The sequence below is a fragment of the Cohnella laeviribosi DSM 21336 genome, from assembly GCF_000378425.1.
Lineage (GTDB): Bacteria > Bacillota > Bacilli > Paenibacillales > Paenibacillaceae > Cohnella > Cohnella laeviribosi.
In genome coordinates this window covers 1-20,785 of the sequence record NZ_KB899860.1, presented here as the reverse complement: position 1 = coordinate 20,785, position 20,785 = coordinate 1, and the positions used below count along the sequence as shown (strand labels likewise).

At 58.7% G+C, this 20,785-nt stretch carries 22 protein-coding genes; 6 read left to right on the top strand and 16 right to left on the bottom strand.

Annotated features, from left to right (window positions below):
* Positions 1–261: 261 nt before the first annotated feature.
* The 15 genes from F560_RS0120375 to cymR form a co-directional block, all read right to left on the bottom strand.
* Positions 262–579 (bottom strand): hypothetical protein, encoded by a 318-nt coding sequence (locus F560_RS0120375; RefSeq protein WP_019007591.1) that lies wholly within the window; start codon positions 577–579, stop codon positions 262–264.
* Between the two features lie 16 nt (positions 580–595).
* Complete coding sequence (locus tag F560_RS0120370; RefSeq protein ID WP_245554920.1) at positions 596–2,701, bottom strand: methyl-accepting chemotaxis protein; 2,106 nt, start codon at positions 2,699–2,701, stop codon at positions 596–598.
* A 431-nt stretch (positions 2,702–3,132) separates the two neighbouring features.
* Entirely contained in the window at positions 3,133–4,401 is a 1,269-nt protein-coding gene (locus tag F560_RS0120365) for a peptidase U32 family protein (RefSeq protein WP_019007589.1), read from the bottom strand.
* A 43-nt stretch (positions 4,402–4,444) separates the two neighbouring features.
* Positions 4,445–5,359 (bottom strand): peptidase U32 family protein, encoded by a 915-nt coding sequence (locus tag F560_RS0120360; protein WP_019007588.1) that lies wholly within the window; start codon positions 5,357–5,359, stop codon positions 4,445–4,447.
* Between the two features lie 139 nt (positions 5,360–5,498).
* Positions 5,499–6,767, bottom strand: a complete 1,269-nt coding sequence (gene mltG / locus F560_RS0120355) for an endolytic transglycosylase MltG (RefSeq protein WP_019007587.1) — start codon at positions 6,765–6,767, stop codon at positions 5,499–5,501.
* A gap of 245 nt (positions 6,768–7,012) precedes the next feature.
* On the bottom strand, positions 7,013–7,306 hold the full coding sequence (locus tag F560_RS0120350; protein ID WP_019007586.1) for a DUF1292 domain-containing protein: 294 nt from the start codon (positions 7,304–7,306) through the stop codon (positions 7,013–7,015).
* Positions 7,307–7,334: 28 nt separating this feature from the next.
* Positions 7,335–7,643 carry a DUF1292 domain-containing protein gene (locus F560_RS0120345; protein ID WP_019007585.1) on the bottom strand — a complete coding sequence of 103 codons (309 nt, stop codon included), beginning with the start codon at positions 7,641–7,643 and terminating at the stop codon, positions 7,335–7,337.
* Positions 7,644–7,654: 11 nt separating this feature from the next.
* On the bottom strand, positions 7,655–8,068 hold the full coding sequence (gene ruvX, locus F560_RS0120340; RefSeq protein ID WP_026298433.1) for a Holliday junction resolvase RuvX: 414 nt from the start codon (positions 8,066–8,068) through the stop codon (positions 7,655–7,657).
* A 1-nt stretch (position 8,069) separates the two neighbouring features.
* The gene (locus F560_RS0120335) at positions 8,070–8,345 is read right to left on the bottom strand and encodes an IreB family regulatory phosphoprotein (RefSeq protein WP_019007583.1); all 276 of its coding nucleotides are present in this window, start codon (positions 8,343–8,345) and stop codon (positions 8,070–8,072) included.
* Positions 8,346–8,447: 102 nt separating this feature from the next.
* Entirely contained in the window at positions 8,448–11,078 is a 2,631-nt protein-coding gene (gene alaS / locus F560_RS0120330; protein ID WP_026298432.1) for an alanine--tRNA ligase, read from the bottom strand.
* Positions 11,079–11,453: 375 nt separating this feature from the next.
* Positions 11,454–12,524 (bottom strand): AI-2E family transporter, encoded by a 1,071-nt coding sequence (locus F560_RS0120325; protein WP_019007581.1) that lies wholly within the window; start codon positions 12,522–12,524, stop codon positions 11,454–11,456.
* Positions 12,525–12,778: 254 nt separating this feature from the next.
* The gene (locus F560_RS0120320; RefSeq protein ID WP_026298431.1) at positions 12,779–12,985 is read right to left on the bottom strand and encodes a hypothetical protein; all 207 of its coding nucleotides are present in this window, start codon (positions 12,983–12,985) and stop codon (positions 12,779–12,781) included.
* 5 nt (positions 12,986–12,990) lie between these two features.
* Positions 12,991–13,515: a PRC-barrel domain-containing protein gene (locus tag F560_RS0120315; RefSeq protein WP_245554922.1), complete on the bottom strand. Its 525-nt coding sequence runs from the start codon at positions 13,513–13,515 to the stop codon at positions 12,991–12,993.
* A 39-nt stretch (positions 13,516–13,554) separates the two neighbouring features.
* Positions 13,555–14,718 carry a cysteine desulfurase family protein gene (locus F560_RS0120310; protein WP_019007578.1) on the bottom strand — a complete coding sequence of 388 codons (1,164 nt, stop codon included), beginning with the start codon at positions 14,716–14,718 and terminating at the stop codon, positions 13,555–13,557.
* A gap of 12 nt (positions 14,719–14,730) precedes the next feature.
* Positions 14,731–15,150: a cysteine metabolism transcriptional regulator CymR gene (gene cymR / locus F560_RS0120305; protein ID WP_019007577.1), complete on the bottom strand. Its 420-nt coding sequence runs from the start codon at positions 15,148–15,150 to the stop codon at positions 14,731–14,733.
* Positions 15,151–15,418: 268 nt separating this feature from the next.
* Between cymR and mnmA the strand changes: the two genes are divergently transcribed.
* Complete coding sequence (gene mnmA / locus F560_RS0120300; RefSeq protein WP_019007576.1) at positions 15,419–16,552, top strand: tRNA 2-thiouridine(34) synthase MnmA; 1,134 nt, start codon at positions 15,419–15,421, stop codon at positions 16,550–16,552.
* Positions 16,553–16,743: 191 nt separating this feature from the next.
* Here mnmA and F560_RS0120295 read toward each other — a convergent pair whose 3' ends face one another.
* Positions 16,744–16,941 (bottom strand): cold shock domain-containing protein, encoded by a 198-nt coding sequence (locus F560_RS0120295; protein ID WP_019007575.1) that lies wholly within the window; start codon positions 16,939–16,941, stop codon positions 16,744–16,746.
* 219 nt (positions 16,942–17,160) lie between these two features.
* Between F560_RS0120295 and F560_RS0120290 the strand changes: the two genes are divergently transcribed.
* The 5 genes from F560_RS0120290 to F560_RS0120270 all read left to right on the top strand — a co-directional run.
* Positions 17,161–17,394, top strand: coding sequence for a hypothetical protein (locus F560_RS0120290; RefSeq protein WP_019007574.1), 234 nt, complete (start codon positions 17,161–17,163; stop codon positions 17,392–17,394).
* A 33-nt stretch (positions 17,395–17,427) separates the two neighbouring features.
* Positions 17,428–17,607, top strand: a complete 180-nt coding sequence (locus F560_RS0120285) for a hypothetical protein (protein ID WP_019007573.1) — start codon at positions 17,428–17,430, stop codon at positions 17,605–17,607.
* A 303-nt stretch (positions 17,608–17,910) separates the two neighbouring features.
* Complete coding sequence (pepF, locus tag F560_RS0120280) at positions 17,911–19,704, top strand: oligoendopeptidase F (RefSeq protein ID WP_026298430.1); 1,794 nt, start codon at positions 17,911–17,913, stop codon at positions 19,702–19,704.
* 36 nt (positions 19,705–19,740) lie between these two features.
* On the top strand, positions 19,741–20,274 hold the full coding sequence (locus tag F560_RS0120275) for a YfiT family bacillithiol transferase (protein WP_019007571.1): 534 nt from the start codon (positions 19,741–19,743) through the stop codon (positions 20,272–20,274).
* A gap of 309 nt (positions 20,275–20,583) precedes the next feature.
* Positions 20,584–20,785, top strand: a 202-nt coding sequence (locus tag F560_RS0120270) for a transposase (RefSeq protein WP_019007570.1), incomplete at its 3' end; no start/stop codon positions are given.

Here is a 20,785-nt window from a genome sequence, read left to right as displayed (position 1 = left end):
CCGCCGACTGCCGATCACACTAAGCGCTTCTCCACAACAAGGTGAGGGGACCAACTCTGCACATCGAACTGAAAACGCCGGGAGTCTTCTCAACCAGCTCATACTCTGTTACAATGATCATGTTGGGTAGGGGATGCATCCCGTGAGCCTGTTGCTGCAGGCCCACATAAAAGGGAAGCATCCTTTTCCTTTTCTGTGATACGGTCATTATATTCAGCAACTTCCGGACAGGCAATCCCATCAGCAATTGGACGTTATGCTTCAGCGGTAACACGTTACGTCGAAAGTCAAGCGGTGCAGATTCTGCGCAATTGTTGCATCGAAGGAGGGGTGATGCAGTCTCAGCGCAATCGTTACGTCGAAAGTCAAGCGGTGCAGATTCTGCACAATCGTTACATCGAAGGTAGGTTGGTACAGTCTCAGCGCAATCGTTGCGCCGAAAGGCAAACGGTGCAGCTTCATCGCAATCGTTGCGAACGCACGGTCATGCCGTGGCCAAAAGCCGTCCGCCGTCAGCTTGTCGGCGGACGGATAACGACAAAAAAACGGCCGGACAAGCCGAAGCTTGCCCGACCGCATCAAGGCATCCCGTTTCTTACCCCACCGTAAATTTCGAAAGCGATTCGCGCAGTTGAACCGACACGGATTCGAGACGGTTCGACAATTGCACGAGCCCTTCGCTGATGTTCAACTGCTCGTTGCTGAGCGAAGCGACCTGTTCGGAGGTCGCCGACGCTTCCTGCGCGACCGCGCTTACGTTGGTCATCGCCAGAGACAGCGTCGATTGCGCTTCTTCCAGGCGGCTGACCGACTCCGTTGCCGAATCGAGCCGCTGCGCGAACATGTTCATATGCTCCTGAACGTTATGGAAAATTTCCGTCGCTTCCCGGACCGATTCGATCTGCTGTTTAAACAGAGGATAGGCTTCGGACAGCACCGCTACGGTTTCGTCGATCTCTTTCTGGATCGACTCGACCACTTCGCCGACGACGCCGATCGACTGCCTGGATTGGTCCGCGAGCTTGCGAATCTCGTCGGCGACGACCATGAAGCCTTTGCCCGCCGCTCCCGCGCGCGCGGCTTCAATTGTCGCGTTAAGCGAAAGAATGTTGGTTTGCTTCGTCAAATTGTTCAAGACGTCGAGAATTTTGCGGATGGAGCGGGTGCTGTCCTTCAGCTTGTCCACTTTCTCCACCATCGAACGGGTCATCTCTTCGGTCTGTCCCGTCTTCTCGATCAATCCGGCCATATATTCGGTCCCTCTGCGGCCGGCTTCCTCCACTTCGGCCGCGGAACGGCCCATCTCCGCGTTGGACGCGATGACCGATTGCACCTGATTGCCGATTTCGTTTGTCTTCTCGCTTCCGCGCTCCGATTCCACCGCCAGGTTGGTTGCGCCCTTGGCGATTTCTTCGGTGGCGATGGCGATTTCCTTGGCCGCGTCGGCCGTCTTGCGGGAAGCGTCGGACAGCGACGAAGCCGTCGACAGCACCTCGGCAGCCGATTCGGTCGTTTTCATGACCAAGTTCGTAATATTTTCCATCATGCGGTTAAAGCTGTCCGCCACCTGGCCGATTTCATCCTTCGAGCGGAAGTTGGCGCGGACCGTCAGATTGCCGCGTTCCCCTTGGTTCATGAGCATCCGCAACTGGCCGAGCGGCTTGCCGACCGACCATACGATATACAAGCCGATGGCGGCCGCGATCAAGGCCGACAGCACGCCCATAATCCAGGTCAATTGGCCGATCGCCTTGGCGTCCTTCGTCAACTCCGAGATCGGAATATTCCCGATGATCTTCCATCCGTTGGACGCAATGGCCGCGCCGACGGACAGGTATTCCCGGCCTTGGTCTTCGAACTTCGTCGAAGACTGGTCCTCCGGAACCGAATGCGCGTAAGGCTTGCCGAGCTCCTCCGGATTTTCGGAGTACACGACGGTTCCGTCCGGGGCGACGATGTAGGTCGAGCTGTTTTTGCCGAAGTTGACCGTACTCAGCATGTTCTCCAGCGCGGATACGCCGATTTCGATGACCAGCACGTAAGGTTCGTTGCTGTTGACGCTCATCATGGCGCGTCCGACCGCGATCGTGCCGTTGTCCAGCTGCCCCGAAATGCCTTTCGCCATCGTCGGAACCCAAACGACTCTGCCGGAAGCCTCCACCATTTGGCTGACAAATGCCGGCATATTCTCCTTGACGTTCGGCAGCGCGCCGCTCGAAACCGTGCCGATCACGTCCATGTCCGGATTCGACGGAATCAAGTAAATGCCCGTGAGCATCGAGTCCGACAGCATGACCGAGGACAGCTTGTTGGTCAGGCTGCGCTGGCTGTCGAACTTTTCGTAGTCGTCTTTCGAGCTGACGGCATTGGACAGCAACGTCGTAAATTCCTGATCGGACAGGAATTCCATCGTCTTGCGCTCGTAGTTGCTCAGGAGCAGGTCGACCCGGCCGGCGGTCTGAATCGACGTTTCAATGCTGGAACGGGATACCTTGCTCTCGATCACGTTGCGCGACTTCGAATAGGAAAACACGCCGAGCGACACGACGCATACGAGAATGCCGCAAAAAATAATCAGAAACAGCTTCATGCCGACCGAATGAATCGGCGAACTGATCTTCACGTTTTTCAAGCTGCTTCCCAGACGCCGCGCATAATTGCCTGCGGCTCCTTTGCCCTTTTTCCAATCAACCTCATTCATACGATCACGCCACGTCTTCTTCATCTGCTGTAACACCCTCCGGCTATTAGTGACGAAAAAAATCGAAAAACTTGTCGGTACCTCCTAGTACCTTCGTATTAAGCCCTTCAACTGCCCCCTTTTGGCAATGAATTACATTACTAGAGCTTTTTCGACAAGCACCGATTAGAATCCTTTAATAAATTCGATTTTTTTCTTTTTTGTATAAATAACCAAACTTGATTGGAAGGTGTTACAAAATTATCGCGGCCGCAACCTAACGTGTAAATGGACGAACAATCCGGCAAAACCGGGCCCGCATGCGGCATTCGGAAGGGATGAACGGCAGCGTTCCGCCCATCCCGAACGCCGGTCCGCAAGCCGCCGCAGCCGCCAATGAACGCCAAGGTTACCGGTACGTTCGTCTTTCGGGATTACGGACGGCACTCTTTTTACCCGATTTTCTTGCGCATAATGTCCCAAGGTTCCACCGGACAATCGGTCCGGAGCCGGATCGTCTGCAGCGGATGGCGCGCGACATCGAGCCTATTGCCCTGCTCGTCGCTGATCTCGCCGACCCGTTGGGTAAAGCTGCGCCCGCCGGGGCCGAAAAATTCCACTTCCATCCCCGGCTTGAACGGGCTGCGCTGCTGCACGGTCGCCACGCCGGTGGAAGGATTGTAATCGAGCACGACGGCCGCAAAATCGTAAGGCGCGGGCTTTTCCTCCGGCTCGTAGATGTGCTCGTTCGCCCCCGGCGTGCCGTAGAAGAAACCGGTGCTGAGCGGCCGGTTCGCCGCCTTGCCGATGTCGGCGATCCAGTCGGGGGATATCGTATACCCTTCCGGATCGGCCATATAGGCGTCGATCGCCTGGCGGTACGCATTGACTACGGAAGCCACGTAATGGATGCTTTTCATCCGGCCTTCGATTTTGAAGCTGTCCACGCCCGCGTCGATCAGATCGGGCAAATGACGGATCATGCACAAATCCTTGCTTCCCATCGTGAACAGATGCTCTCCCGGCTCCGCAACCGGTTTCCCGTCCGAGCGCAAATCGTATTTCCAGCGGCACGACTGGCAGCAGCCTCCCCGGTTGGAGTCGCGGTCCGTAAAGTGGTTGGACAGGACGCAACGTCCGGAGACCGACGAGCACATCGCCCCGTGAATGAACACTTCCACCTCGATGTCGACGCGGGATTTGATTTCCCGGATTTCCTCCATTGTCGTTTCCCGGGCGAGCACGACGCGCGGCAGACCCTCCTCTTTCCAATACCGCACCGCCTGCCAGTTCATCGTCGACTGCTGCGTGCTGAGATGGACCTCCAGTCCCGGAGTCGTCTTGAGCGCGATTTCGACGATGGCGGGGTCCGCGGCGATGATGGCCGAAATGCCCGCATCCTCAAGCTGTTTTAAATAGTCGCCGACTCCCGGCAAATCTTCCTGGTGAGCGAAAATATTCGTCGCGACAAACACTTTGGCGCCGTACCGGGAAGCGAATTCGACGCCTTCGCGCATCTCTTCGATGCTGAAATTGTCGGCATTGGACCTTAACCCGTACTTCCGGCCTCCGATATAGACGGCGTCCGCTCCGTAGCGCACGGCAAATTTCAGTTTCTCCAGGCTGCCGGCGGGCGCCAGCAGCTCCGGCTTGTCAAGCCGGTAGCGCCTTCCCTTGCCGGGGGCCGGGGCCGCATCCGCCGACAGAACCGCGCTGTTCATCTTCATTCCTCCTTGACTCGAAAAATGATGGGTTTACGTTCGGTCAATAAACCTGTTCCTTATACAAAAATCCGAAGCTAAGCTCCCGGTCGGACGGCTGCAGCGCATGGATTTCGTCCAGCGCCCGCTCGTCAAGCTCGTATCCGTCCGGATCGGCAAACCAGCGGTCGATCGCGCTCCGGTACGCGCGGAGCACCGTCTCGTTGTATTCCTCCGACTTAAGCAGCGGCTCGACGAACAGGCTGTCGACGCCGGCCGCGAGCAGCTCCGGCAGCGCCTCCAGCAGGCAGATGTCGTCCGCGCTCATCACGTGCGTGCCGTTGGCGTCCTCATAAACGGGCAACCTTTCATCGGGGCGCTCCGCTTCGACCAGATAAAGCCCGCGGTCCTCGCCCAAATCGACCAGCCGGGTGGCTTTGCCGAGATGATCCATATAGCTTTGCAACAGATTGCGGTAGGAGTGATAAATATTGGTCGCGCCGTGGACTTGAACTTGCACTTCAAGCTGCGTCTGACGCTTGAACCCGATGATTTCCTCTTCGTTCAGCTCCCGGGCCAGAACGGCCCTCACCGCGCCTTTGCGCCCCCAATAGGCGGCTGCGGCGGAGTTGGTGCCGGTCATCTCGGCGTTCCAATGCAATGGAATCCCGGGCGCAACCTCCCGGACGTTCAGCAGCAGAGCGGGATCGCCGAACACGATCGCGTCCGCCCCCGCGTTTGCGACCAGCCGGATATAATCCGGCAAGGCGGCCAGCTCCTCGTTGCGAAACAGCTTGTTCATCGACACATACGCTTTAGCGCCAAGCTCATGGGCCCGCTTGATCGCTTCTTCGATTTGACTTTCGGGAATATCGCCCGGCAATCGCATGCCGAAGCGCGCTTCCCCGATCAGCACCGCGCTCGCGCCGGCCCGAACGTAACGCTCCATCTGGCTGACGGAGCCGGCGGACACGAGCAATTCTGCAGTCGACCTTTCGATGGCCGTTCACCTCCGTGAATGATGACGACCCGACGCCGAAAGCTTCGCCTCCCGCAAGGAGGGTCCGCAATCGCCTGCGCCGGGCCCGTTAAGGATGACTGACTTGCAAAGTGCGCCGTCAGTTTTTCTCGTTTTGTTCGCTCAGTTCTTTGTTTTTCTGATGCTGCTTGTACGTCGCGGCAAACAGATGCCGGTTCGAGCCGTCTTTCTTGGTCACGTAGTAGAAGTAGTCCGTATCCGCCGGATACAGCGCCGCTTCGATCGACTTGAGGCTCGGCGAAGCGATCGGTCCCGGCGGCAGGCCGGGGTTCCGGTACGTGTTGTAAGGACTGTCGACCTTCAAATCGTTTTCGGTCAGCTTCTCTTTCGGCTTGTCGAGCAAATACTGGATCGTCGCGTCGATTTGCAGCGGCATCTTTTTGTTCAACCGGTTCTCGATGACGCTGGCGACGATCGGCCGTTCCTCGTCCAGCACGACCTCGCGTTCGACAAGAGAGGCGATCGTGAGCAGCTCGTGAACCGTCATGCCGCGTTCCTCAAGCGTCGTCTGCCAATCCTCGGGAAGCTGGCCCAGCTTCTTGTCGAGCTCCGACAGCATGCGGTTGATGATATCGGTCTCCGTGCTGCCTTTCGGAAGCTCGTACGTATCCGGAAAAAGATAGCCTTCCAGCGGATAGCGCAAATCGGCGTCGTTCGGAATGAGCTTGGCCCAGACGGATCCCGTAAATTGCGACGGATTTTTCAGGGCGGCAAGGAACTTTTCCTTGTCGGCGATGCCTTCCGACGCGAGCCGATCGGCCATCTGCACGACCGTAAAGCCTTCGGGAATCGTAAAGCGGACCGTCTCGGCGGCAACCGTGTCCCCCGCGTTCAGCTTCGCGACGATTTCCTCCCGCGTGATGCCGGGCGTCATTTCGTATTCTCCGGCCTGAAAGCGCGAACCTTCGTTTTTCAGCTTAAGCCAGTAGCTGAACAGAAAAGCGTTGCGGATCAGCCCGTTCTCCTCCAGCACTTCGGCGACCTTGTCCGCCCGGCTGCCCTTCTCGATCGTAAACCGGACCGGCCGATCCGAGGCAGCCGCAGGACGCAGACCGTTCCATACGTAAAAAAGCACCGAACCCGCGGCGACCAGCACGATGCCAAGCGCGATAAAAAACGACCACAGCACCGGACGGGGCTTGCGCCGCCGGTAACCGGCCGGCCGATCCGGGTCCTGCGGCCCGGCGTCCGCAAGCCCGTCCTCGGGCCTGCCGCCAGCGGCAGGCTCCGCCGGCTCGCCGGTCCGATTCCCGTTTCCGGGCTCGGTTTCGTCCTCCTCCGGATTCAGCCGGTCGCCTGGAAACAGCGATTTCCATCCGGTTGCCTGATCGTCGTTGTCTTTGGCCATTTCCATCCCTCCTGCCGGACACATTCAAGGAAAACGGCTGCGCCTTGCAAGCGGGCGTTTCCGTTTTAGCGTTTTTCGCGTTTTGCGCAAAACGATCAGGATAAGGGGAGAAGCCACATGGCCGATTTGTTGACCGTTCCCGATCGTCATGCAAAAGAGCGGTCGCCCGCTCCTTGTAATTGCCTTCTTTTTGCCGTCTTCAGCCGCCCGGCTCCGGCCGTCCGCATCCGTTGCGGCGGCCGATTCTACGGGCGCTCGTCTCCGCCGAACTGCAAATCGTCGTAAGCCTCGGCGACGGTTTCCCATTCGTCGTCGTCCTCTACGGTCTCAAGCTCCGGATGCCCGTCCGGTCCGGCCGTCACCCGGAACACCTCGACCGTTCCTTCCTTGCGCATCTCGTCGGACTGGAGAACCGCATAAGCGCGGCCGCCGACCGTCAATTCCGCGACGATCCGATAGACGCCGCCCTCGCCGTCCAGCTCGATCGCGTCGCCGAAGACGCTGCGAAGCGAAGGATGCCCTCCGTTCGGTTCGCTCATGCCGATCCCTCCTTCGCCAACCGCTTTCTCAAAGCTTCCCGTCCTCGTCGCCGAATTCCGCCGTCAGCGTATTGAAGGTCTCCTCGACCATATCCCACTCTTCCTGATCCTCGATGGGATGCAGCTTGATCTCGCCGCCGTCTTCTTCCTCGTAACGGAAAGCGTACACTTCCTGCTCTTCCGCTTCGTCGTCCGCGGGCACCAGCAAAATGTATTTGCGGTCGGTGCCGTCGTCCGGCTCAAAGCGCATGATGACCTCAAACGCCTCGTCATTGCCTTCGTCATCCGGAATGTAGATGATCTCCGCCTCTTCTTCCCTGTTTGTCTCCTTGGCCATTTTTCGATTCCTCATTTCTTCCGGGAGTCCAAATAACTTTGCAGCAAAATGGCCGCAGCCATCTTGTCGATCACTTTTTTGCGTTTGCCGCGGCTGACGTCCGCCTCCAGAAGCGCTCGCTCGGCCGCAACCGTCGAAAGACGCTCATCCCAAACATGGACAGGCAACGATAACGTTTGCCTTAGCTGCTCGGCAAATTCCAGGCAAATTTCGCCTCGGGGGCCGATCGTTCCGTTCATGTTTTTCGGCAGTCCGACGACGATTTCCTCGACCTCGTTCTCTCGCACCAAGTCTGCGATTCTCTTGATGTGCCCGTCGGGAGTTTTCCGATCGATGACTTCCAATCCCTGCGCCGTCCAGCCAAACGCGTCGCTCAGCGCCACTCCGATCCTTCTGTCTCCGTAATCCAGACCCAGTATTCGCATCTTACCGGTTGTGCTGAAGATAAAAGCGCACGAGCTCGTCAAGCAGCTCGTCTCGCTCCTTCTTGCGTATCAGGCTGCGCGCGTTGTTGTGACGAGGGATGTAGGCCGGGTCTCCGGACAGCAGGTATCCGACAATCTGGTTGATCGGATGATATTCCTTTTCCACCAATGCGTTATACACGGCCAGCAGAATGTCCCGCGAAGACAGTTCTTCGGGCTCCTGCACGACGTTGAACTTGACCGTCTGGTCCAGGTGGTTTTTGTCCGACGAGTTCATCTTGAGCACCTCGCTAAAATACACATATAACCCATCATATCATATTCTCGAACGTACAGGAAATGAAGAGGCCTTGGAGCGTCAAGGCCTCTTGCGGCCGCTTCAGCCGTTCAATTGGGCGAGCACCAGCCGCTCCGCTGCGCCCAGCGCTTCGGCGAGCTTGGACGGGTCTTTGCCGCCCGCCTGCGCAAGTTCCGGCTTGCCGCCGCCGCCTCCGCCGCAGATGGCCGCAAGCTCTTTGATCAGCTTGCCCGCGTGCAGACCTTTGGCGGTCAAATCCGGCGTAACGGCGACGACAAGCTGCACCTTGTCGTCAATAACGGCGCCGAGCGCCAGCACGGCGGAGCCGAGCTTTGCCTTCAGCTCGTCGGCGATGCCGCGCAGCGCGTCCATGCCGCCGGCGTTCACCTGCGCGGCAAGCAGCTTCACGCCGCCGACTTCGGCCGCCTTCGATACAAGCTGGGCTGCCTCCAGCCGGCCCAGCTTGCTCTGCAGCGACTCGTTGTCGCGCTGCAGCTGGCGGATGTCTCCCTGCAGCGCCTCGATCCGCTTCGGCACGTCGGCCACGTTCGTCTTGAGCAGCGCAGCCGCCTCCCGCAAAATGCCCAATTGCTCGTCCAAATAACGGTACGCATGGCGGCCGGTGACCGCCTCGATCCGGCGGACGCCGGAGCCGATGCCGCTCTCGCTGACGAGCTTGAACAGGCCGATTTGCGCCGTGTTGCGCACATGGCAGCCGCCGCAGAGCTCAAGGCTGTAGTCGCCGACGCGCACGACGCGCACGATGTCGCCGTATTTCTCGCCGAACAGCGCCATCGCCCCCATCGCCTTCGCTTCGGCAAGCGGCTTGTAGCTAATGTCGACCTCGGTGCCGAGCCAGATTTGCTCGTTGACCCGACGCTCCACTTCCGCCAGCTCCTCCGGCGTCACGGCGCCGAAGTGCGAGAAGTCGAAGCGCAGCCGCTCCGGCTCGACGAGCGAGCCCGCCTGGTTCACGTGCGTGCCGAGCACTTCCTTCAGCGCCTTGTGCAGCAGGTGCGTCGCCGTATGGTTGCGCACGATGTCGCTGCGTTCCTCGCTGTTTACGCTTGCCGTCACCAGGTCCCCGACCTTCAGCGTTCCGGAGGCGACCGTCGCGAGGTGCACATGCTGGCCGTGCGGCGCCTTGTACAGGCCGGTTACGTCCGCCGCGACGCCGTCGCCCTTCAGCGTGCCCTTGTCGCTGACCTGGCCGCCGCTTTCCGCGTAGAACGGCGTCCGGTCAAGCAGCACCGCGACCTGGTCGCCCGCCGACGCCGATTCGACGAGGCTGTCGCCCGACACGATCGCGATGACGCGCGCGTTCTCCGTCAGCAGGTCGTAGCCGACAAATTCGCTTTTCTCCGTAAAGTCCGCCAGCGGTCCGCCCTGAACCTTCATGCTGTCCGTCTCCTGGCGGGCCGAGCGGGCGCGCTCGCGCTGCTCTTCCATCGCCGCGTCGAAACCTTCGCGGTCGACCGTCATCCCTTGCTCCGCGGCGTAGTCCTCCGTCAAGTCGAGCGGGAAGCCGTACGTATCGTACAGCTTGAAGGCGTCCGGCCCGGAGATGACCGATTTGCCCTCGCTTTTGGCTTTGCCGCACAGATCGGCCAAAATCGCCAGCCCCTCGCTCAGCGTCTCGTGGAACCGCTCCTCCTCGGTGCGGATCACCTTTTCGATGAACTCGCGCTTTTCGACGATTTCGGTGTAATACGAACCCATGATGTCGCCGACCGTCGGCGTCAGCTCCCACAGGAACGGACGGTCGACGCCGAGCACTTTGCCGTAGCGGACGGCGCGGCGCAGCAGGCGGCGGATGACGTAGCCGCGGCCCTCGTTGGAAGGCAGCACCCCGTCGCCGACGGCGAACACGACCGTGCGGATATGGTCGGCGATCACCTTGAGCGCCACGTCGGTTTCCGCGCTTTGCTTGTAGGCGACGCCGGAGATGCGGGACACATGCGCGATAATCGGCTGGAACAGGTCGGTGTCGAAGTTGGAGTCGACGTCCTGCACGATCGAAGCGAAGCGCTCCAGTCCCGCTCCGGTATCGATATTCTTGTTCGGAAGCGGCGTGTAGCTGCCGTCCTTGTTATGGTTGTACTGCGAGAAGACGAGGTTCCACACTTCGAGGAAGCGTTCGTTCTCGCCGCCCGGCCGGCATTCGGGATCGGACAGATCGCCGTACTTGTCGCCGCGGTCGTAAAAAATTTCGGTGCAGGGACCGCACGGGCCTTCGCCGATATCCCAGAAATTGTCTTCCAGCTTGACGATGCGTTCGGCCGGAATGCCGATCTTCTCGTTCCAGTAGCGGTACGCTTCCTCATCGTCCGGGTGAACCGTGACCGACAGCCGGTCGGGATCGAAGCCGATCCACTCGGGGCTTGTCAGAAACTCCCACGCCCACGTAATCGCTTCTTCCTTGAAGTAATCGCCGATCGAGAAGTTGCCGAGCATTTCGAAAAACGTGTGGTGGCGGCGCGTTTTGCCGACGTTTTCGATATCGTTGGTGCGGATGCACTTTTGCGAATTGGCGATGCGCGGATTGTCCGGCTTCACCCTGCCGTCGAAATAAGGCTTGAGCGGCGCCATTCCCGCGTTGATCCACAGCAGCGACGGATCGTTGTGCGGCACAAGCGACGCGCTCGGCTCGACGTGATGTCCTTTGGAAGCAAAAAATTTCAGCCATTTTTCGCGGATTTCCGCGGCCTTCATCGGTTTCATCGGTTTGTTGTCCTCCTTCGCCAAATAAAAAAGCCCCTGAACAGTCAGGGACGAACGAATTCGCGGTACCACCCTGGTTATCGCGCGCAAATGCGCGCAATCGCCTCGATGCGGGCGCTAACGGGCCCTCCCGTCGATTGCAAGTCGAACTCCGGAACCGGCTTCCCCCGTTCTTCGCAATAAAGATTCTTCCAGCTACGGTTCGTTCTTCGCGGAAGGCGCTTTCCACGTCCCGAATGAAAAGGACGCAAAAACGAACGGTAGAATCTTCTCTCTGGCTTGCGGGCTTCGGCGTACTCTTGTCCCGTCATGGCTTTGGCCAATATACACAGTTGTATTGATTATAGTCAACGCGCTCCGGCGATGTCAAACGGTTTTTCGCCGAATGTAGTAGCCGAACAGGTGCTGCGCCACCACTTTGGCGGCGGCGTAAAACGGCACCGCCAAAATCATGCCGACGACGCCGGCCAGCTCCCCTCCGATCAGCAGCACGAAAATGATCGTCAACGGATGAATATGCATCGACCTGCCGACCACCTGCGGGCTGATCACGTTGCTTTCCAGCGTTTGGCAGAGCGTGTTGACGACGATTACGAGCAGCACCATTTTCCACGAAATCGTCGAAGCCATAATGAGCGCGGGCAGCGCGCCCAGAAACGGCCCGAGATAGGGAATGATATCGAACAGCGCGACGAACGCGGCCAACAGCAGCGGATACGGCATCCCGATCAGCAGATAGCCGACGTACGCGGTCAGTCCGATGCACACGGAAACGAGCAATTGGCCGCGAATGTAGCTGCCGAGCGCCTGGTCGATTTCCTTCAGCATCCGCACCGTCGGCTTGCGCTTGGCTCGGGGCACATACTTCAGCACGGCGCGCTCCAGCACATCCATATCCTTCAAAATGTAAAACGCGAGAAACGGAACGATCATCGCCAGAAAAAAAACGTTCACGACCGCTCCGATATTGTTCAGAAATTCCGTCACCCGTTCGGCGATCTGCTTCTCCACCCCCGCGATCGCGCGATTGATGCCGTTGCGCACGGTTTCGGGGAACAAATCGTTGTTGTTGAAATGGTTCATCAGGCTTTGGGCGCGCATCGTCATTTCCGGAACGTGCTCGTTCAGCTCGCGCACCTGGCCGATGAACATCGGGGTCACGTTCACGAAGATGACGGCGCTCGATCCGATGAAGACCGCGTAAATGAGCAGCACCGCCGCCGTCCGCGGCACCTTCCGCTCGTGCAGCATTTCCACTACGGGATTCAGCACGTACGCGATGATCATGGCGATCAGGAACGGAGCCGATACCGCCTTCAGGAACCCGTAAACCGACAGCAGCATCGGGCGGACAAGACGGAGAAGGAACAAGGCGGTCAGGATGAGAATCGTATAAACCAGAACGGTAAAAAGGCGGCTTTGCGCAAACCGGTTCATGCCCGCACCCCCGATTCGTTCGGCTTTTCCGCCGGGTCTCCTTCCAGTATATGTACTTGTCCCTCCCGTTAAACCGCCAAATCCAAAACGGCTTCAAAGCCGCTTCGCCAACGAAAAATCCCGGCCGCTCGAAGAACGAGCGCCGGGATTTGCGCGCATCAAACACAACACCCTTTGCGAATGCAATGCAAGGGCTTGTCCGATCGGCGAACGGACGCAAGGAAGAAGCCAAAGCCTCCCGAACGTCGTAAAAATTACATGCCGTTCGCGTGAACTTGCGGGGGAATCGGCTCTTCGAAGAAAAGGTCGTCGAGCGAGCTCAGCGTTCCGTCCTCTTCCACCTGGTACACCGACATTTTATCGCCGTTGACCGTCAGCTCGATAAAGCAGCTCCAGCAATAAAATTGATGGGAACCGATCTTGCCGATATCCTTGGAATTGCAATTGGGGCATCTCATCATCGTTTTCACCTGTCACTTTCCGCGTAGGGTTCTCTCGTCAGCACCCGCTCGCAGGAAGCGGGCACGAGGATGGCGTTCTCGCCCAAGGAGACGCCCTCGGACCCCTCCGGCAAAATCAGCCGGCGCCGTCCCTCGAACACATCCGCGAGAAAACCGTCCGTTAATTCATAACCTATTATCTGTGTACCCTCCGGGCTGCGGAAATAAACGTCCGCGACCCGGCCCAGCTCCCGTCCTTCCACCGTGTACACCGGAAGCTCCTTCAGCTTCACGATGCCGGTTTGAAACGTGCGCAGCAGGCGATGCCTCGGAATCTTGCGCAGGACGGCGCGGGCGGAAACGACGAGCGCGTCGTCGCCGCAAGCCGCGACATCCGACCAATCGACGGCGTATACCGCCTTTCGGAACCAAATGCGCTTATCCAGAATGATGCAGGAAAGGCGCCAGAACTCGTCGAATCCGATGTCCTGGACTCTTCCGGCCTGCCTGCCGTTCGCCAGAAGAACCGGTAAGCCGATCAGATGTTGCACGTTTTGCAAGGGCCGGCACCTCTTTTTGCGAGGCGCTTGTTATTTTTTACGCAAACGCGCCGCAATGGTTGCAGTAATTTTTGCGGTTTTTTCCGCTTCTTCCGTAGTATTGCCCAATCCGAAGCTGAAACGGACCGCCGATTTGCAAAAATGATCCGATAGTCCCATCGCCAAAAGCACGTGCGAAGGCTTCAGGGAGCCCGAGGTGCAGGCCGATCCGCCGGAGGCGGCGACGCCCTCCAAATCGAGATTCATCAGCATCGTCTCGCTTGAGATGCCGGGGAAGCTGACGTTGAGGATGTTGGGCAGCCTGCCCGCAGGGTCGGGATCGCCGTTGACGCGGAACGCGTCCGGTCCCAGTTCCCTTGAGAGCGCCTCGATCAGCCGCGAACGGATCGACTCGGCATGAATCCGGCGCTGCTCGCGGTTTGCATCGGCAAGCCGGGCGGCCGCCGCGAAGGCCGCGATGCCCGCGACGTTTTCCGTCCCGGCGCGGCGGTTCCGTTCCTGGGAACCGCCGCGCAGCATCGGTTGAAACGGGGTTCCCTTCCGTATATATAGAGCGCCGACGCCCTGGGGGCCGCCGATTTTGTGCGCGGATAGACTCATCAGGTCGACCGGCAGCGAAGACAGATCGAGCGGTTCATAGCCGAACGCCTGAACGGCGTCGGTATGCATAACCGCTCCATGCTGCCGGGCAAGCCGCCCGATCTCTTCGATCGGCTGCTTGGTGCCGGTCTCGTTATTCGCAGTCATGATGCTTACGACGGCCGTTTGAGGACCGATCGCCGCTTCTGCGGCTTCCAGCGAAACGCGCCCCCGTCCGTCAACCGGCAGCAGCGTCACCTGGAAGCCCTCTTCCTCCAGTTTGCGGCAGCTGTTCAGCACCGCGTGATGCTCGATCGCCGTCGTCACGATGCCCGTTCGCGACGGGTCCCGCCGGCGCTGCGCATGCGCGGCGCCGTATAGCGCCGCATTGTCGCTTTCCGTGCCGCCGCCGGTAAAGACAAGCTCCGCCGGATGGCAGCCCAGAATCCGGGCCAGCTCGTCCCGCGCGGCGGTTACCCTTCCGCGCGCCTCCCGCCCGAAGCGGTGAAGGCTCGAAGGATTGGCCGGACCGAGAGCGGCCGCTTCCGCGTACGCCCGGATCGCTTCGGGCAACATCGGCGCCGTGGCCGCGTAATCGAAATAAATCGGAGGCATGTCCGTCACCTTCTAAATATAGAACATGTAGTTGTCCTGGGACCCTTCGTCCTTGAAGTTGACCAGATCGGCGAGCGTCGTGGAGTCGAGGACGTTTGCGATGCTGTCGCGAATGCGCAGCCACAGGTCCCGCTTGGCCGGATCGTCTTCTTCCGTAAAGTCGACCGGACTGATCGGCCCTTCGAGAATCCGGATGACGTCGCCGGCCGTCATCGCTTCCGGTTCCCTGGACAAAATATAGCCGCCGTATGCGCCGCGGATGCTTTTGACCAGTCCCGCGTTGCGCAGCGGAGCGATCAATTGCTCCAGATAATGCTCGGAAAGCCCGTTTTTCTCCGCGATGCTTTTGAGCGAAATCGGGCCTTCCCCATATTTTGCCGCCAATTCCATCATAATGGTCAAGCCGTATCGGCCTTTGGTGGAAATCTTCATTTAGCACCTCTTTTTCATTGCGGTTCGTCGTTTTCCATAGGGCGATTTGCAAAAATCGCCACAAAAATAGGGGAAGTATCCCCATATCATATCTATGTTAACACAACATCAACCTTTTTGGGCAAAAAAAACGCAACATATTCCTGTCATTTTCATGAAAAGTTGCCTTCCCGCGTGTGTGCCGCCCGAGGATGTGCTAAAATGGGGACAATCCGTGCGCAACGAATTCCGTTGATCGCCCGGATGCAATCCGCAAGGAGTGATTTTCATGACTGACTTTCGATCCGCCGACCCCGCTTCCGTACGCGTCGTTGTCGGCATGTCCGGCGGAGTCGATTCCTCGGTGACCGCCCTTTTGCTCAAGCGGCAAGGCTACGACGTCATCGGCGTATTTATGAAAAACTGGGACGATGCCGACGAGAACGGCGTTTGCACGGCGGACCTCGACGCGGAGGACGTCCGGCGCGTTTGCGACCAGATCGGCATCCCCTATTATACCGTGAATTTCGAAGAAGAGTACCGCGAAAAGGTGTTCTCCTACTTCCTGGACGAGTACCGGCGCGGCCGGACGCCGAATCCCGACGTCATGTGCAACCGGGAAATCAAATTCGGCGAGTTTCTCCAGAAGGCGCTGGACCTCGGCGCGGACGTCATCGCCACGGGCCACTACGCCCGCGTCGAACGGACGGACGACGGCACCTACCGCCTGCTGCGCGGCGTGGACGGCAACAAGGATCAGTCGTATTTTCTGCACGCCTTGAACCAATCGCAGCTGTCCCGCGCGATGTTCCCGATCGGGCATCTGCCGAAGCCCGAAGTGCGCAAAATCGCCGAAGAGGCCGGATTGTACACGGCCAAGAAAAAGGACAGCACCGGCATCTGCTTCATCGGCGAACGCAACTTCAAGGCCTTTTTGAGCCAGTATCTCCCCGCCCAGCCCGGCGAGATGATCGACCTGGATACCGGCAAGGTCAAGGGACGGCACGACGGCCTGATGTATTATACGCTCGGCCAGCGGCAAGGTCTCGGCATCGGCGGGTCCGGAAGCGGCGAGCCGTGGTTTGTGGCCGACAAGGATCTGGAACGCAACGTCCTGTACGTCGTCCAAGGCGATGCGCATCCCGCCCTCTACTCGACCGCCCTGACCGCGGAGGACGTCAGCTGGATCGCCCCGCAGCCGCCCGCTTCCCCTTTCCGCTGCACGGCGAAGTTCCGGTACCGCCAGGCCGATCAGGGCGTTACCGTCACGCCGCGGGAGGACGGGCTTTGGCACGTTGAATTCGATTCGCCGCAAAAAGCCGTCACGCCGGGCCAAGCCGTCGTGTTCTACGACGGCGACGTCTGCCTCGGCGGCGGCACGATCCGGCAGGTGCACAAAGCGGCGGCAAGCGCCGCCGTCTGAAGGCAAACGACAAACGGTCCTCACTTGGACAACAAGGCAGGACGCGCAAACCGAAATCGCCGCTGCGGGCTTAAGCAAGCCCGGCAGCGGCGATTCGCCTTTTCCGGTCCGTCAAAAGGAAAAACCCCCGTTGCCGGGGGTTCGTTTATTAGCGCTCTTTCGTGATATGAAAATAAGCCGCTTACGCGAACTTACAGTTTCACCACGTTGGATGCTTGCGGTCCGCGGTTACCTTCCGTAATTTCGAATTCAACCGCTTGACCTTCTTCCAAGGTTTTGAAACCGTCACCTTGGATTGCAGAGAAGTGAACGAACACGTCGTTACCTTCTTCAACCGAGATGAAGCCGTAACCCTTCTCTGCGTTAAACCACTTAACTGTTCCTCTCAAATGAAAAACCTCCTAGAAATCTCGCCGTAGATCGGCGAATAAAACCATTATAACCTATTTGGAAACAAGAAGCAATATGTAATGGCTTCCGAATCTTTCCTGCGGAAACGTTGATTTCTTTGCCCATCTCTTCTATGATCAAATAAAACGACGTTCGCGCAAGGACGGCCGGACCGTTTCCATACGTGACCGCGCGAGGCTAGACGGGAGACCGAAACCATGTTTGCCAAACATATCATTTACAAACACGACAACTACAACATGCTGACGGTGGAAGTCCAGGGCAAGACGCTCGTCGTCCGTCACCTTTCCGATCAGTGGGGCGAAGAATGCCGCCGGTTCGTCAGCCGCCCGGAGCTGATAAACTGGGCCGAGCGGTATTTTTCGGCAAACGATTTTCCCGGCGGCGAAGAAGAGCGGCGGCAGACGCTTGAAAAGCTCCGCTCCGTCTAACCCATTTTGCCCACAGGAGGCCGCAAACTGAAAATGAAAGACAATCCTATCCTTATTTATGCCATAGCCGCCTTCTGCCTTGGAGCCGTCGTCGTCTGGCAGCGGGACTCGATCCCCCGGCGGCTGCGCAAACCGCTCGCCCTCGTCTCGTCGCTGATGATTTTGTTTGCGTTCGCGTTAATCGTGTACAGCTTTTTTTCCGCAGGCGCCTGACGGCGGCGCGACGGGCAAGCTTTCGCCCCCGGCGCTGCCGGGGGCGAGCGCATGATAATTGAGACTGACGGGACATACTACCGACGGTAACCATTTCCACTCGCATGGAGGTCCGCCGTGAAATCGTATGTCCTGTTGTCCGCCGCCTCCTTGGCGGCGTTGTCATTATGGTTCCATGCGGCCGCGGAGCCGTTCGCCGCGCTTTCCGGCCGCGCGGCAGCGGCGATCCCGGAAACCGCCGATTCCAGAGCGGCTTCCGAGGCTTTCCGCGAGCCTATCAAGACGAGGAGGTTGTCACTTGCCATGAATCATCTGCCGAAACGAAGCGAAACCAAGCCCGAATACCGTTGGAAGCTGGAAGACCTGTTCGCCGACCAGGCCGCCTGGGATGCGGAATACGCCGAAGTCCGGAAGAAGCTCGGCGACATCGCCGCTTATCAGGGCAAGCTGAAGGACGCCGCCTCCATCGCCGCCGCCTTTGCGCTTGAAGACGAACTGTCCCTTGCGACGGAGCGCCTTTACGTGTATGCGAACATGCGCCACCACGAGGATATGGCGGACAGCCGCTACCAGGCTTTGTCCGACAAGGCGAAGAAGCTCAGCGTGGAAGTGAACGAAGCCCTGTCGTTCATCACGCCCGAAATTTTGTCCCTGTCCGAGGACCAGCTCAAAAGCTTTATCGAAGACCCTTCCCTGAAGGCTACATACAAGCGGACGCTCCGGGAAATGCTGCGGCAAAAGCCGCACGTGCTGTCGAAAAACGAAGAAGCGCTGCTCGCGCAGGTCGGCAACATCTCCCAGGCCCCGAGCACGATTTTCGGCATGATGAACAACGCGGACATGAAGTTTCCGAAAATCAAAAACGAACAGGGCGAGGAAGTCGAGCTGACGCACGGCCGGTACATTCAATTTTTGGAAAGCCGCAACCGGGACGTTCGCCGCGAAGCGTTCAAAGCGATGTACGACACGTACGGCAAATGGCGGAACACGCTTGCCGCGACGCTGAACGCCAACGTGACCAAAAACCTTTTTTACGCCAAAACGCGCAAATACCCGTCCGCTCTCGAAATGTCGCTGTTCGGGGACAACATCCCGCAGAGCGTGTACGACAACCTGATCGAGACGATCCACCGGCATCTTCCGCTCATGCACCGGTACATGAAGCTGCGCAAAAAGTTGCTGAAGGTCGACGAGCTGCATATGTACGATCTGTTCGCGCCGCTGGTCGAGGAATTCGATATGGACATCTCCTACGAGCAGGCCAAGAAAACCGTATACGACAGCCTCGCGCCGCTCGGCGAGGATTATCGCCGCACGCTGCAGGAAGGCTTCGACAACGGCTGGATCGACGTCTACGAGAACGAAGGCAAGCGCAGCGGCGCGTACAGCTGGGGAGCGTACGGCACTCACCCGTATGTGCTGCTCAACCATAAGGACAACCTGAACAGCATGTTCACGCTTGCGCATGAGATGGGCCACGCCCTGCATTCCTACTACTCGGACAAAAACAACGAGTACAGGGACGCGCAGTACACGATTTTCCTGGCCGAAGTCGCCTCCACCCTGAACGAGGCGCTGCTCATGAACTATTTGCTCGAGCGGTCCAAGGACCCGAAGGAAAAGATGTATCTGCTCACCTACTACGCGGACCAGTTCCGGACGACGGTGTTCAGGCAGACGATGTTCGCGGAGTTCGAGAAGATCGTGCACGCGAAGGCGGAAAACGGCGAATCGCTGACGCCGCAGGAGCTTTGCGCCATCTACTACGACCTGAACCTCAAATATTACGGCAACGACGTCCATGTCGACAAGGACATCGAAATGGAATGGGCGCGCATCCCCCATTTCTACACGAGCTTTTACGTCTACAAGTACGCCACCGGCTTCTCCGCGGCGACCAGCTTCGCCAAGCAGATTCTGGACGAAGGCGACCCGGCGGTGGAACGTTACCTCGGCTTTTTGAAAAGCGGAGGCAGCGACTATTCGATCAACATCCTGAAAAAAGCCGGCGTCGACATGTCCACGCCGGAACCGATCGCGCAGGCCATGAGCGTCTTCGAAAGCTTGCTTGACCAAATGGAACAGCTTGCAAACTGACAGGCGAAACAACGAGTCGAAAGGGGAAATCGGCACGTGGATCCGTTGGAAACATTGCGCTATCCGATCGGAAGGTTCGAAAAGCCGGCCCAGGCGGGGCCGGAGGATCTGGCAAGATGGACCCGTGAGCTTGCGTCCGTTCCGGAAGAGCTGCGCCGGGCCGTCGAAGGCCTGAGCGACGAGCAGCTCGACACGAGCTACCGGCCCGGCGGGTGGACGGTCCGCCAGGTCGCCCATCATATCGCGGACGCGCTCACGCAGCAGTATACGCGTTTTAAGCTCGGGCTCACGGAACGGGAGCCGAGAATCGCCACGTTCGAGGAAGAAGAATGGGCCCGCCTGGCGGATTCGGCGAAGCTGCCCGTCTCCCCTTCCCTTCTGGTCGCGGAAGGCCTTGTACAGAGGTGGGGAGTGCTGCTGCGGTCGCTGGACGACTCCGCGTTCGCCCGTATCTTCATCCATCCGGCAAACGGTCCGACGAGGCTCGACGAGCTGCTCGCCTTTGCCGCCTGGCACGGAAAGCATCATATCGCGCAAATCACGTCCCTGAGACAACGAAACGGTTGGTAAACACGAATGGGGACTGTCCCAAAGGGGGCATCCATAATCCCCAATCTTACGAACAAATGGACCTCCAGAACCCGTGTAAAAGCGGGGCTGGAGGTCCTGTTTTTGTTCCGGTTGCGCGCAGGACCGGCCGGGCGGAACTGCAGTTGCTATAACAGCAACTGCAGAACCCGTTCTCGCGCGAACCCCCGATTTAAGTGCCCAAACGGCAATTAAATCGGGTATCCGGCCCGCAGTGCATGCAGACTAAAAAGTGGACACGCCGTAGTAGCGGCCCGTACAATATAACCAACCAAAAGGTCGAGGTGTGTCATGGGGGATATCCGTCAACATTTTGACGACGAGTTTAAACGTCAAACCGTTAAGCACATGCAAGAAAGCGGCAAAACCCCGGCTGAAGTATCCAAGGAGCTGGACATCCCGGTAAGAAGTATTCGGGCTTGGAGAAGGCAGTTTGCTCCCACCGGTGAGAAATCCCAATTGTTTGTGGACTACGAAAAAATGAAGAAGCTGG